We start from the raw sequence: 12,817 nt of genomic DNA, 5'->3' as shown, positions 1-12,817 counted from the left end.
TTCGGTCTTGCGTTTCCGACTCTATCAGATCTTTTTCCGATCCGATTTCCTCGGTGCTTTCCAGGTTCCCGCTTCCGCGTTTCCCTTTCCGGCGGCTCCGACTTTATCAGAAGTTCTGAGCCGGATTTCCCACCCGCTCCGGACTTCCCGTGTGCAGCACGTGATGTGCTCGGGTTCCCGGTTGGGCGGAGCCGTAAACGTACTGGAGCGGGCCGCCTCGATGCAAATCGAGGCGGCCCGCTCCCGGTCGGCACGGACGGACCGTCAGACCTCCACAACCACCGGCAGGATCATCGGCCTGCGGCGATACGTGTCCGAGACCCACTTGCCAAGGGTCCGGCGGATGAGCTGCTGGAGCTGGTGGGGCTCCACGACACCGTCCTGGGCGGACCGCTCCAGGACTTCCGTGACCTTCGGGAGCACGTCGGCGAAGGCCGAGTCGTCGATGCCGGAGCCGCGGGCCTGGACGTGCGGGCCGCCGGTGATCTTGCCGGTGGAGGAGTCCATGACCACGAACACCGAGATGATGCCCTCGTCGCCGAGGATCTTGCGGTCCTTCAGCGCCGGCTCGCCGACATCGCCGACCGAGAGACCGTCGACGTAGACGTATCCGGCCTGGACCTTGCCCGAGATCTTGGCCTTGCCCTCGATCAGGTCGACGGCCACGCCGTCCTCGGCGATGACGATCCGGTCGTGCGGGACGCCGGTCAGGGCGCCCAGCTCGGCGTTGGCCCGCAGGTGGCGCCATTCGCCGTGGACCGGCATCAGGTTCCTGGGGCGGCAGATGTTGTAGAAGTACAGCAGCTCGCCCGCGGACGCGTGGCCGGAGACGTGCACCTTGGCGTTGCCCTTGTGGATGACGTCGGCGCCCCACCGGGTCAGGCCGTTGATCACGCGGTAGACCGCGTTCTCGTTCCCCGGGATCAGCGAGGAGGCGAGGATGACCGTGTCACCGTCGACGATGCGGATCTGGTGGTCCCGGTTGGCCATGCGGGACAGTGCCGCCATCGGCTCGCCCTGGGAACCCGTGCAGACCAGGACCACCTGGTGGTCGGGCAGGTCGTCCAGCGTCCGGACGTCCACCACCAGGCCCGGCGGGACCTTGAGGTAGCCGAGGTCGCGGGCGATGCCCATGTTGCGGACCATGGAGCGGCCGACGAAGGCGACCCGGCGGCCGTACTCGTGCGCCGCGTCCAGGATCTGCTGGATGCGGTGGACGTGGCTGGCGAAGCTGGCCACGATGATCCGCTTGCGCGCGTTGGCGAAGACCGTGCGCAGGACGTTGGAGATGTCCCGCTCGGGCGGGACGAAGCCCGGGACCTCGGCGTTCGTCGAGTCGGCGAGGAGCAGGTCGATGCCCTCCTCGCTCAGCCGCGCGAAAGCGTGCAGGTCGGTGAGGCGGTTGTCCAGCGGGAGCTGGTCCATCTTGAAGTCGCCGGTGTGCACGACCATGCCGGCCGGGGTGCGGATGGCGACGGCCAGCGCGTCCGGGATGGAGTGGTTGACTGCGATGAACTCGCAGTCGAAGGGTCCGACGCGTTCGCGGTTCCCCTCCACCACCTCCAGGGTGTACGGCCGGATCCGGTGCTCCTGCAGCTTGGCCTCGATCAGGGCGAGGGTCAGCTTGGAGCCGATCAGCGGGATGTCCGGCTTCTCGCGGAGCAGGAACGGGACGCCGCCGATGTGGTCCTCGTGGCCGTGGGTGAGGACGATGCCCTCGATGTCGTCGAGGCGGTCCCGGATGGACGAGAAGTCGGGCAGGATCAGGTCGATTCCGGGCTGCTCCTCCTCGGGGAAGAGCACTCCGCAGTCGACGATCAGCAGGCGGCCGCCGTACTCGAAGACGGTCATGTTCCGGCCGATCTCGCCGAGGCCGCCGAGCGGGGTGACCCGCAGGCCGCCCTCGGGGAGCGGCGGGGGCGGGCCGAGTTCAGGATGCGGATGACTCAAAAGACTCTCCTCACACACGCGCGCCACGTACCGGTCGGGCACGTGGCGCGCATGACGTTCGTGCAGAAGCAGTTGTTGGTAACGCGCAGGCACCGGTGGCCTGCGTCTGCGGTTTTCGATTCAGTTGTGAAGCCCGTGTGGTGCCAAGTCTGTTGTCAGAGCTGTACCCCGCCCGCGGCAAGATCGATCTTGAGCTGGGCGATCTCCTCGGGCGAGCACTCGACCATGGGCGAGCGCAGCGGTCCGGCCGGCAGGCCCTGGAGCGCGAGGGCGGCCTTGGTGGTCATGACGCCCTGGGTGCGGAAGATGCCGGTGTAGACCGGGAGCAGCTTCTGGTGGATCTCGGTGGCCTTGACGACGTCGCCGGAGGTGAACGCGTCCACCAGGGCGCGCAGGTCCGGGGTGACGAGGTGGCTGACGACCGAGACGAAGCCGACCGCGCCCACGGACAGCAGCGGGAGGGTCAGCATGTCGTCGCCGGAGTACCAGGCGAGGCCGGAGCGGGCGATGGCCCAGCTCGCACGGCCGAGGTCGCCCTTGGCGTCCTTGTTGGCGACGATCCGCGGGTGCTCGGCGAGCCGGACGAGCGTCTCGGTGCTGATCGGGACGCCGCTGCGGCCGGGGATGTCGTAGAGCATGACCGGCAGGCCGGTGGCGTCGGCGACGGTCGTGAAGTGCCGGTACAGGCCCTCCTGCGGGGGCTTGTTGTAGTACGGCGTGACGAGCAGCAGGCCGTGGGCGCCGACGCGCTCGGCCTCGCGGGCCAGCTCGACGCTGTGGCGGGTGTCGTTGGTTCCGACGCCGGTGACGACGTGGGCACGGTCTCCGACGGCCTCCAGGACGGCTCGTACCAGATCCGATTTCTCCGCGTCGCTGGTGGTGGGGGACTCGCCGGTGGTGCCGTTGACGACCAGGCCGTCGTTGCCTGCGTCCACCAGGTGGGCGGCGAGCCGCTGCGCGCCGTCGAGGTCGAGTGCGCCGTCCGCCGTGAAGGGCGTGACCATGGCGGTGAGGACCCGCCCGAAGGGGGTCTGCGGAGTCGAGGTCGGAGCCATGGGTAACACGCTACTCGGTGCCGGTCGGGCGCTGTGCCCGTGGGGTGCCGGGAAAGTCAGGACAAAGGCGGAGCCCGGCACTGCCTGCTCGGGGGTTCAAGCAGTGCCGGGTCCGTTTGATCAGGCTAGATGAACTTCTCTTAATGCCGCAATACGGACACCTCGCGAGGCTGACGCGTACGTCCGTTCCCGGCGGGGGCGTACGGCTCCGTTACGGGGCCACCCGGCCGTTCGCGTTGAAGGCGGCGTACGTCAGCGGCATGAGCTTCGCCCACTCCGCCTCCATCTTCTCGCCCACCATCTCGATCTCCCGCTGCGGGAAGGACGGCACCTTGGCCAGCTCGTGCTGGGTGCGCAGGCCGAGGAAGTGCATCAGGGAGCGCGCGTTGCAGGTGGCGTACATCGAGGAGTAGAGGCCGACGGGGAGCACCGAGCGGGCGACCTCCCGGGCGATGCCCTGGGCGAGCATTTCCTGATAGGCCGCGTACGCCTGGCGGTAGGACTCCTCCATGGCCTGTCCGGCCGACGCCTGCTGCTCCTCGGTGCCCTCCACGAAGACGTACTTGCCCGGGCGGCCCTGCTGGACCAGCTTGCGGGACGCGTCGGGGACGTAGAAGACCGGCTGGAGCTCGCGGTAGCGGCCGGACTCCTCGTTGTACGACCAGCCGACGCGGTGCCGCATGAACTCGCGGAAGACGAAGATCGGGGCGCTGACGAAGAACGTCATCGAGTTGTGCTCGAACGGGCTGCCGTGCCGGTCGCGCATCAGGTAGTTGATGAGGCCCTTGGAGCGCTCCGGGTCCTTGTTCAGCTCGTCCAGGGACTGCTCCCCGACGGTCGACACACGGGCGGCGAAGAGCACGTCGGCGTCGGCCGCGCTGTGCTTGACCAGTTCGACGGTGACGTCACTGCGCAAGTCGATCTTGATGTCGTCCGGGGTGCGGGTCACGGTGGGGCAGGTCCTTCCCAGTGCTGCTTGAGGTTCGCGCCCACTGTACGGGGCAGACGGCACGGAACGAGCGGCGCCCTTCCTCACGATTTTTTCCGGACATGGGGCACCTTTTGCGTCACTCGGGCGTCTTTACCGGTGAGGCGCGCATGTTCGATCTTCTCTCCCCGAAAGGAGCGGCAGTCACGATGTTCCGTAGGCGCGAGCCCGTGCCCTTCGCCTTCCTGGCCGAGGCCGACCGGTTCCGCAGCAATGTCACTCCCCCGCCCCGGCAGCGGGCGTCCCTCGGCGAACTCGCCGGACGCTGGCTGCTGGGCCTCACTCTCGTCGCCGGGGTCGTGGGTGCCCTCGCCGTCGGGACGCCGGCGCTCTCCACGCCGTCCGATACGCCGGTCCGGCAGTCCCAGGCGTCCCCGGGGCACTGACCGGGGGCCCTCCTCCTTCCGGACGCTCACCGCTGGTGGGCGGGATCACGGCCGGATAGCCTCACCGGACACCGTCCACGCGAGGACCGAGTGAGGAACAGCCGTGCCCCTGCCCTTCCTGACGGCCGACCGCACCTTCGAGACGGCGGCCGAGAGCGCGCTGCCGTACGACGATCCAGACCGCTGGCGACGCCCGTACCGGCTCGGGCCGTGGCGGGTGGGCGCGGCCGCGCTGTGGCTGCTGCTCGCCTCGTTCGTGCTGCTGGCCGCGGTGCTGACCGCGCTGACCGGTGCCGTGCCCACGGCCGCCGTGGTGCTGGTCGTGGGCCTGGCGTTCGTGGCGGGCGCGCTGCGGCTGCTGCGCATGGGCGTGTGGGTGAGCCGGCGGGGGCTGCGCCGGACCGGCTTCCTGGCGACGCGGACGGTGCCGTGGGCGCGGGTCGTGTCGGTGCGGACGGTGCAGCAGCCGGTGCGCTGGCTGGGGCTGCCGCGCACGGTGCAGGGGCAGGCGCTGGCGCTCGTCCGCGAGGACCGGCCGGCCGCGGACACCCCGCCGTTGCTCACCACGCACAGCCTGGACTTCCTGGCCCGCCCGATGGCTTTCGACCGGGCGGCGGACCTGGTGGAGGCGTGGGCGGCGGAACACGGACGCGGCTGACGGAGAAGGGCAACGGGCCGGCAGGGCCCGGGGCCTGGGCCACCCCGCCCGCGCGAGGTGGGGTCAGGAAGGGACGGGGCGGTTTTCGTGCAGGGCGATGGCGCGTTGCATCGCCTTGCGGGCCCGCGGGGTGTCGCGGGCGTCGTGGTAGGCGACGGCGAGGCGGAACCAGCAGCGCCAGTCGTCGGGGGACGCCTCGGTCTCGGCCTTGCGCGCGGCGAAGACCTCGTCCGCAGAGTCGCGGTCGATCCGGCCGCTGGGCAGGCGCCGCAGTTCGTCGGCCGGCAGACCGCCTTCGGCGTCGAGTGCGGCGGCCAGCCGGTTGGCCTTGCGGACGAACTGCGTGTTCTTCCACAGGAACCACACGCCGATGACCGGCAGGATCAGCACCGCCACGCCGAACGTGACGGTCAGGAGCGTGCCGGCCTGGATGAGCAGGACGCCGCGGCTGCCGACCAGGACGAAGTAGAAGACCAGGACGGCGGCCGTGACGAGGTAGGTGATCTTCGCGCGCATGGCAGTGTTCGTCAGCCCAGGTCCAGGAAGTGTTCCAGGCCGAAGGTGAGGCCCGGAGCGGTCACCACGCGGCGGACGCCCAGCAGGATGCCCGGCATGAAGCTGCTGTGGTGCAGCGAGTCGTGCCGGACGGTCAGGGTCTCGCCCTCGCCGCCGAGCAGCACCTCCTGGTGGGCGAGCAGGCCGCGCAGCCGGACGGCGTGCACCGGGACGCCGTCGACGCTGGCGCCCCGGGCGCCGTCGAGGGCCGTGACCGTGGCGTCCGGCGCCGGGGCCGTGCCGGCCGCCCGGCGGGCCTCGGCGATGAGCTGGGCGGTGCGCGTGGCGGTACCCGAGGGGGCGTCCACCTTGTTCGGGTGGTGCAGCTCGACCACCTCGACCGACTCGAAGTACGGCGCGGCGATCTGCGCGAACTTCATGGTCAGCACGGCCCCGATGGAGAAGTTCGGCGCGATGAGCACGCCGGTCTCCGGGGACTCGGCCAGCCGGCCCCGCAGCCGCGCGAGGCGCTCGTCGGTCCAGCCGGTCGTCCCGACGACGGCGTGGATGCCGTGGCGCACGCAGAAGTCGAGGTTGTCCATGACCGAGTCCGGGGTGGTCAGCTCGACGGCGACCTGGGCGCCGGTCTCCGCCAGCGTCTCCAGCTTGTCGCCCCGGCCGAGGGCGGCGACCAGTTCCATGTCACCGGCGGCCTCGACCGCCTTGACCGCCTCGGCCCCGATCCGGCCTCTGGCACCGAGGACCGCCACGCGCAGCTTGCTCATGTTCCTGCTTCCTAACCGGTGGTGTTTCAGGCGACCGCGTCGTGCAGCCGGGCGGCCTGCTTGTCCTTGAGCGGGCCGATGACCGACAGCGACGGGCGCCGGCCGAGGACGTCCCGGGCGACCTCGCGGACCTCGTCCGGGGTGACCGCGGCTATCTTCGCCAGCATGTCGTCCACGGACATCTGCTCGCCCCAGCACAGCTCGCTCTTGCCGATACGGTTCATCAGCGCGCCGGTGTCCTCCAGGCCGAGGACCGTGGAGCCCTTGAGCTGGCCGATGGCGCGGGCGATCTCGTCGTCCGAGAGGCCGTTCTGCGCGACCTGGTCGAGTTCGTCGCGGCAGATCCTGAGCACGTCGTGCACCTGGCTGGGCCGGCAGCCGGCGTAGACGCCGAACAGGCCGCAGTCGGCGAACGCCGAGGTGTACGAGTACACGCTGTAGGCGAGGCCGCGCTTCTCCCGGACCTCCTGGAAGAGGCGGGAGGACATGCCGCCGCCGAGGGCGGTGTTGAGCACGCCCATGGCCCAGCGGCGGTCGTCGGCGCGGGCCAGGCCGGGCATGCCGAGGACGACGTGCGCCTGCTCGGTCTTGCGGCCGACCAGTTCCACCCGGCCGGCGGCGCGGATCGTACGGCTGCCGGCGCGCGGGCCGACGGGCTGTGCGTCCGGGCTGCGCAGGGCGCCCGCCTTCTCGAAGGCGGCGCGGACCTGGCGGACGACCTTGGCGTGGTCGACGTTGCCGGCGCAGGCGACCACGAGGTGGGTCGGGTCGTAGTGCTTCTTGTAGAAGCGGCGGATGCGGTCGGCGGTGAGGGCGTTGACCGTGTCGACCGTGCCGAGGACCGGGCGGCCGAGTGCGTTGTCGCCGAACATGGTGTGCGCGAACAGGTCGTGTACGCAGTCGCCCGGGTCGTCCTCGGTCATCGCGATCTCTTCGAGGATCGCGCCGCGCTCGACGTCGACGTCCTCCTCGCGGATGAGCGAGCCGGTCAGCATGTCGCAGACCACGTCGATGGCGAGCGGCAGGTCGGTGTCGAGCACGCGTGCGTAGTAGCACGTGTACTCCTTGGCCGTGAACGCGTTCATCTCGCCGCCGACGGCGTCGAGGGCGGCGGAGATGTCCAGCGCCGACCTGCGTTCGGTGCCCTTGAAGAGCAGGTGCTCCAGGTAGTGCGTGGCGCCGTTCAGGGCCGGGGTCTCGTCGCGGGAGCCGACGTGCGCCCAGATGCCGAAGGTCGCGGAGCGGACGGAGGGCAGGGTCTCGGTGACGATGCGCAGGCCGCCCGGGAGGGTGGTCTTGCGGACCGTGCCGATGCCGCCTGCTCCCTTGATCAGGGTTTGGGTACGGGCGACGGCCCGCGCCTCCGAAGAGGGGCGGGCCGTCGCCTCGGAGCTACGGGACGTCACTGCTCGGCGTCGTCCTTCGCACCGGCGGCGGAGCCGCTGTCGGACGCCGCGTCGCCGTCCTCGCCCTCGATCACCGGGATGAGGGACAGCTTGCCGCGGGAGTCGATCTCGGCGATCTCGACCTGGACCTTGTGGCCCACGCCGAGGACGTCCTCGACGTTCTCCACGCGCTTGCCGCCGGCCAGCTTGCGGATCTGCGAGATGTGCAGCAGACCGTCCTTGCCGGGCAGCAGGGAGACGAAGGCGCCGAAGGTGGTCGTCTTGACGACCGTGCCCAGGTACCGCTCGCCGACCTCGGGCATCGTCGGGTTGGCGATGCCGTTGATCGTGGCACGGGCGGCCTCGGCGGAGGGGCCGTCGGCGGCGCCGATGTAGATCGTGCCGTCGTCCTCGATGGTGATCTCGGCGCCCGTGTCCTCCTGGATCTGGTTGATCATCTTGCCCTTGGGGCCGATGACCTCACCGATCTTGTCGACCGGGATCTTGACGGTGATGATCCGCGGGGCGTGCGGGCTCATCTCGTCGGGCCGGTCGATGGCCTCCATCATCACGTCGAGGATGTGCAGGCGGGCGTCGCGGGCCTGCTTGAGGGCCGCGGCCAGGACGGAGGCCGGGATGCCGTCCAGCTTGGTGTCGAGCTGGAGGGCGGTCACGAACTCCTTGGTGCCGGCGACCTTGAAGTCCATGTCGCCGAAGGCGTCCTCCGCACCGAGGATGTCGGTGAGGGCGACGTAGTGCGTCTCGCCGTTGATCTCCTGGGAGATCAGGCCCATGGCGATGCCGGCGACCGGGGCCTTCAGCGGCACACCGGCGTTCAGCAGCGACATGGTGGAGGCGCAGACCGAGCCCATGGACGTCGAGCCGTTGGAGCCGAGGGCCTCGGACACCTGGCGGATCGCGTACGGGAACTCCTCGCGCGTGGGCAGCACCGGCACGAGGGCGCGCTCGGCGAGGGCGCCGTGGCCGATCTCGCGGCGCTTCGGGGAGCCGACGCGGCCGGTCTCGCCGACGGAGTACGGCGGGAAGTTGTAGTTGTGCATGTAGCGCTTGCGGGTCACCGGGGAGAGGGTGTCCAGCTGCTGCTCCATGCGGAGCATGTTGAGGGTGGTGACACCCAGGATCTGGGTCTCGCCACGCTCGAACAGCGCGGAGCCGTGCACCCGCGGGATGGCCTCGACCTCGGCGGCCAGGGTGCGGATGTCGGTGACACCGCGGCCGTCGATGCGCTTCTTCTCCTTGATCACGCGCTCGCGGACCAGCTGCTTGGTGAGCGAGCGGTACGCGGCGGAGATCTCCTTCTCCCGGCCCTCGAACTCCGGCAGGAGCTTCTCGGCGGCGAGCGCCTTGACGCGGTCCAGCTCGGCCTCGCGGTCCTGCTTGCCGGCGATGGTGAGCGCCTGGGCCAGCTCGGGCCTGACCGCGGCGGCCAGGGCCTCGAAGACGTCGTCCTGGTAGTCCAGGAAGATCGGGAACTCGCCGACCGGCTTGGCGGCCTTGGCGGCGAGGTCGGCCTGGGCGCGGCAGAGGACCTTGATGAAGGGCTTCGCGGCGTCCAGACCGGAGGCGACGACCTCCTCGGTGGGCGCCTCGGCGCCGCCCTCGACCAGCTTGATGGTCTTCTCGGTGGCCTCGGCCTCGACCATCATGATCGCGACGTCGCCGTCCTCCAGCACGCGGCCGGCGACGACCATGTCGAAGACGGCGTCCTCCAGCTCGGTGTGGGTCGGGAAGGCGACCCACTGGCCGCGGATCAGCGCGACGCGGACGCCGCCGATCGGACCGGAGAAGGGCAGGCCGGCCAGCTGCGTCGACGCGGACGCGGCGTTGATCGCCACGACGTCGTACAGGTGGTCGGGGTTGAGCGCCATGATCGTGGCGACGACCTGGATCTCGTTGCGCAGGCCCTTCTTGAAGGACGGGCGCAGCGGGCGGTCGATGAGGCGGCAGGTGAGGATCGCGTCCTCGGAGGGCCGGCCCTCGCGGCGGAAGAAGCTGCCGGGGATCTTGCCGGCGGCATACATCCGCTCCTCGACGTCCACCGTGAGGGGGAAGAAGTCGAGCTGGTCCTTGGGGTTCTTGGAGGCGGTGGTGGCCGACAGCACCATGGTGTCGTCGTCCAGGTACGCCACGGCGGAGCCGGCGGCCTGCTTGGCCAGGCGGCCCGTCTCGAAGCGGATGGTGCGGGTGCCGAAGGATCCGTTGTCGATAACGGCTTCGGCGTAGTGGGTCTCGTTCTCCACTAGCGTTTTCTCCTCGTCTTCGTCCCTTGGCTGCCCGTGTGGCAGGGGGACGGTGATGGAGAGGCGCTCCGTGCGGTGCGGGCCGGTCTTCGATCGAAGCACCCGGGGTTCGCTTCTCCGGGGGCCACTACCGAGGACCGGCGGCGACTGGGCGCGCTTCTCCTCTTCCTATCCTGCTGTGTCGTCCGTATTGCGTTGTGCTACCACACTACAAAGCGTGAGTGACACTCCGCACGTTCCCGCAACGGACGACGGTTACTCACCGGATGCGCGGCGGGGCCCCGCATACGGCAAAGGGAGCGGTCCCCGGGCCCTGCCGGGAAACCGCTCCCCTCATGGCGTCCTACCGGGCGCCCGCCGCACCGCGGCGGATGCCGAGGCGGTCGACCAGCGCACGGAAGCGCTGGATGTCCTTCTTCGCCAGGTACTGCAGCAGCCGGCGGCGCTGACCGACCAGGATCAGCAGGCCACGGCGGGAGTGGTGGTCGTGCTTGTGGGTCTTGAGGTGCTCCGTCAGGTCGGAGATCCGACGGGAGAGCAGAGCGACCTGGACCTCGGGGGAGCCCGTGTCACCCTCCTTGGCACCGAACTCGGAGATGATCTGCTTCTTCGTGGCGGCGTCGAGCGACACGCATACTCCTCATAGTCTGTGAACGGCCACCGAGTGCCCCCGGTCTGCATCGCGGGGGAGCTTCCGTTACTCGGGAGGCGGGGATCCGCTGGGCGCGGCCTCCAGAACGGCAAGGGTTCCGGGGGTGCGTACACGAACGGCCGTCACTCAGGGTACCAGGGGACGGCGGGCGCCTTGCGCGGGGTCGCCGAACCGTCCTGGCGGCCCGGTGTGCGCCACTAGGGTGAGCGCCGGGACCGTACCTATCTCGGGAAGGGGTCGCCGCACATGGCGGAATCGGAAGCGGAGATCAAGGCGCGCAAGGAGCGGGAGCGCGACGAGCTGTACGCGCTCGACATCTCGGGCGTCGAGTGGCAGAGCGCGCCCGGCACGGAGGAGCACGAGGAGCGGGTCGAGATCGCCCACCTGCCCGGCGGCGCGGTGGCGATGCGGTCCTCCCTCGACCCGGACACCGTGCTGCGCTACACCGAGGCCGAGTGGAACGCGTTCGTGCTCGGAGCGCGGGACGGCGAGTTCGATCTGAAGCCGATGGCGCACAACGGGGGCCTGGACGTGCAGTGAGCGGCCCGCACGGGAACGAAAAAGGGGCGGCACGCGCGCGTGCCGCCCCTTTTTCGTTCCCGCGTCCGTCCGCTAGCTGGTCATGGCGCGCGCCTTGGCGTACACGTCGAAGACGGCCAGAGCGAGCGGGATCAGGGTGAGCAGGACGAAGCCCTCGCCGATCTCCAGGAAGCGGCCCCAGAACGGGGTCGGTCCGCCGCGCGGCAGGATCAGGCCGAGGGCCGTGACCAGGGCCGTGGCCAGGGCGATCGCCGCGATCAGCCAGATGGTGCGGATGCTCAGGTCGGTGCGGTCTCCGGCCAGCGCGGCGCGCATGATGTGCTGCGGCGGGTTGAGGGCGAGGCCGAGGCCGAGCAGGACCAGGGCGGCGAGGCCGGCGGCCAGCACCGGGGCGACCTGGGCGGTGTAGCGGAAGAGGCCGGCGCGCATGAGCAGGGCGACCCCGGTGGCGAGGGCGAGCAGCTGGGCCCAGACGTCGTCGGAGAAGCCCAGCACGGCCGACGCGCCGACGGCGAGCAGCGCGCAGCCGCCGACCAGGCCGACGAGGAGTTCGTGGCCGCGCCGGGCCTGCGCCTCGACGCGTTCGGTGTCCACCGCTTCCTGGGGGGCGGACTCGGTGCCGTAGGCGGGGCGGGGTGCGCCGCTGCTGGGGTTCTCGAAGCCGATGGGCAGCCGGGCGAACCGCATGGACATGCCGGGCAGGAAGGCGAGCGCGCCGACGGAGACGGGCGCGCACAGGGCGGCGGTCTCCCGGGGCGCCCAGCCGGTGAGGGTGGCGACGAAGACGACGGCCAGGGCGAGGGCCGAGGCGAACACGAACGCGACGAAGGGGCCGTCGCCGTGCGGTGAGCACAGGGCGAGGATCAGGGCGGCGACGAGGACGGCCGCGCAGGCCAGCAGGAACTGGAGCCTGCCGATGCCCTCGCCGGCGGCGAGCGGCAGCAGTCCGCTGCCGGCGACGCCGATGTTGGGCAGCGCGCCGAGGCCGAGGGCGACGGCCGAGCCGCGGTCGTCGTAGACGCGGGCGCGGACGGCGGAGAGCACGACGAGGAGGACGCCGGTGACGGCGGCGAGGATGCCGGCCAGGCCGTGCATGTCGTGGCGCGGGTCGGCGGTCCAGGCGACGAACGCGAGCAGTGCGGGCAGCACGCCGCCGCCGACGAGGCCGGCGGCCCGGGTCAGGTCGCCGCTCCACAGCTTGTGCTGCTTGGTGACGGAGGAGGCCACGGCCTCGGCGACGTCGTCGAAGACGGCCGGCGGCAGGGATTCCGCGAACGGGCGCAGGGTGAGCAGTTCGCCGTCGAGGATGCGCTGGGCGGCGAAGGAGCGGGCGCTGTCCAGCACGGTGCCGTCGGTGCGGACCAGGTGGTAGCCGACCGGGGCGCCGGCCTCGGGGCTCTGCCGGGACAGCCGGAGGATCTCCGGGCAGAGGTCGGCGACCGGGACGTCGTCGGGCAGTGCCACGTCGATACGGCTGTCCGGCGCGACGATGGTGACCCGGCAGAAGCCGAGTCCGGTGCCGGACCCGGAAGGTGCTCCCGTCCCGGGTCCGCCGGTGGCGGCGGCCGTCATGCTCACCTGCTGCTCCCCCTCAGTGGTGGTGGTGCGTCTGTGTCGTGAAGGTCCCGTGCCGGTTTGCCCGGTGCGCGGCGACCCGGGTGC

Annotated in this window: 12 protein-coding genes; 3 read left to right on the top strand and 9 right to left on the bottom strand. The window is 70.7% G+C overall.

Annotation, left to right across the window (positions count from 1 at the left end; translation table 11 throughout):
- Positions 1-264: 264 nt before the first annotated feature.
- The 3 genes from ACH4OA_RS22390 to thyX all read right to left on the bottom strand — a co-directional run bounded on the left by ACH4OA_RS22390 (position 265) and on the right by thyX (position 3,954).
- The gene (locus ACH4OA_RS22390; RefSeq protein ID WP_397940572.1) at positions 265-1,950 is read right to left on the bottom strand and encodes a ribonuclease J; all 1,686 of its coding nucleotides are present in this window, start codon (positions 1,948-1,950) and stop codon (positions 265-267) included.
- Positions 1,951-2,105: 155 nt separating this feature from the next.
- Positions 2,106-3,005, bottom strand: coding sequence for a 4-hydroxy-tetrahydrodipicolinate synthase (gene dapA, locus ACH4OA_RS22385; protein ID WP_397940571.1), 900 nt, complete (start codon positions 3,003-3,005; stop codon positions 2,106-2,108).
- 211 nt (positions 3,006-3,216) lie between these two features.
- The gene (thyX, locus tag ACH4OA_RS22380) at positions 3,217-3,954 is read right to left on the bottom strand and encodes an FAD-dependent thymidylate synthase (protein ID WP_397949153.1); all 738 of its coding nucleotides are present in this window, start codon (positions 3,952-3,954) and stop codon (positions 3,217-3,219) included.
- Positions 3,955-4,142: 188 nt separating this feature from the next.
- On the opposite strand from thyX, the gene ACH4OA_RS22375 reads away from it, so the two are divergent.
- Together ACH4OA_RS22375 and ACH4OA_RS22370 are read left to right on the top strand one after the other, a co-directional pair.
- Complete coding sequence (locus tag ACH4OA_RS22375) at positions 4,143-4,379, top strand: hypothetical protein (RefSeq protein ID WP_397970370.1); 237 nt, start codon at positions 4,143-4,145, stop codon at positions 4,377-4,379.
- A gap of 103 nt (positions 4,380-4,482) precedes the next feature.
- The gene (locus ACH4OA_RS22370) at positions 4,483-5,037 is read left to right on the top strand and encodes a hypothetical protein (RefSeq protein WP_397940567.1); all 555 of its coding nucleotides are present in this window, start codon (positions 4,483-4,485) and stop codon (positions 5,035-5,037) included.
- Between the two features lie 63 nt (positions 5,038-5,100).
- Here the strand turns inward: ACH4OA_RS22370 and ACH4OA_RS22365 are convergent, their stop codons facing one another.
- From ACH4OA_RS22365 to rpsO, 5 genes are all read right to left on the bottom strand, one after another.
- The gene (locus ACH4OA_RS22365; RefSeq protein WP_365882989.1) at positions 5,101-5,553 is read right to left on the bottom strand and encodes a tetratricopeptide repeat protein; all 453 of its coding nucleotides are present in this window, start codon (positions 5,551-5,553) and stop codon (positions 5,101-5,103) included.
- 11 nt (positions 5,554-5,564) lie between these two features.
- Positions 5,565-6,317 carry a 4-hydroxy-tetrahydrodipicolinate reductase gene (dapB, locus tag ACH4OA_RS22360; protein WP_397940563.1) on the bottom strand — a complete coding sequence of 251 codons (753 nt, stop codon included), beginning with the start codon at positions 6,315-6,317 and terminating at the stop codon, positions 5,565-5,567.
- Between the two features lie 26 nt (positions 6,318-6,343).
- Positions 6,344-7,723: a M16 family metallopeptidase gene (locus tag ACH4OA_RS22355; protein ID WP_397970367.1), complete on the bottom strand. Its 1,380-nt coding sequence runs from the start codon at positions 7,721-7,723 to the stop codon at positions 6,344-6,346.
- Positions 7,720-9,963: a polyribonucleotide nucleotidyltransferase gene (locus ACH4OA_RS22350; protein WP_397940559.1), complete on the bottom strand. Its 2,244-nt coding sequence runs from the start codon at positions 9,961-9,963 to the stop codon at positions 7,720-7,722. The genes ACH4OA_RS22355 and ACH4OA_RS22350 overlap by 4 nt, the downstream gene beginning before the upstream one ends.
- 343 nt (positions 9,964-10,306) lie before the next feature.
- On the bottom strand, positions 10,307-10,594 hold the full coding sequence (rpsO, locus tag ACH4OA_RS22345; RefSeq protein WP_365876131.1) for a 30S ribosomal protein S15: 288 nt from the start codon (positions 10,592-10,594) through the stop codon (positions 10,307-10,309).
- Positions 10,595-10,861: 267 nt separating this feature from the next.
- On the opposite strand from rpsO, the gene ACH4OA_RS22340 reads away from it, so the two are divergent.
- Complete coding sequence (locus tag ACH4OA_RS22340) at positions 10,862-11,155, top strand: DUF397 domain-containing protein (protein ID WP_397940557.1); 294 nt, start codon at positions 10,862-10,864, stop codon at positions 11,153-11,155.
- Positions 11,156-11,227: 72 nt separating this feature from the next.
- Here ACH4OA_RS22340 and eccD read toward each other — a convergent pair whose 3' ends face one another.
- Positions 11,228-12,727, bottom strand: a complete 1,500-nt coding sequence (gene eccD, locus ACH4OA_RS22335) for a type VII secretion integral membrane protein EccD (protein WP_397940580.1) — start codon at positions 12,725-12,727, stop codon at positions 11,228-11,230.
- Between the last annotated feature and the right edge of the window lie 90 nt (positions 12,728-12,817).

This window comes from Streptomyces sp. NPDC017095, assembly GCF_044332325.1.
Lineage (GTDB): Bacteria > Actinomycetota > Actinomycetes > Streptomycetales > Streptomycetaceae > Streptomyces.
Note: the sequence above shows the minus strand (reverse complement) of the source record. Positions and strands in the feature narration are given on the sequence as shown.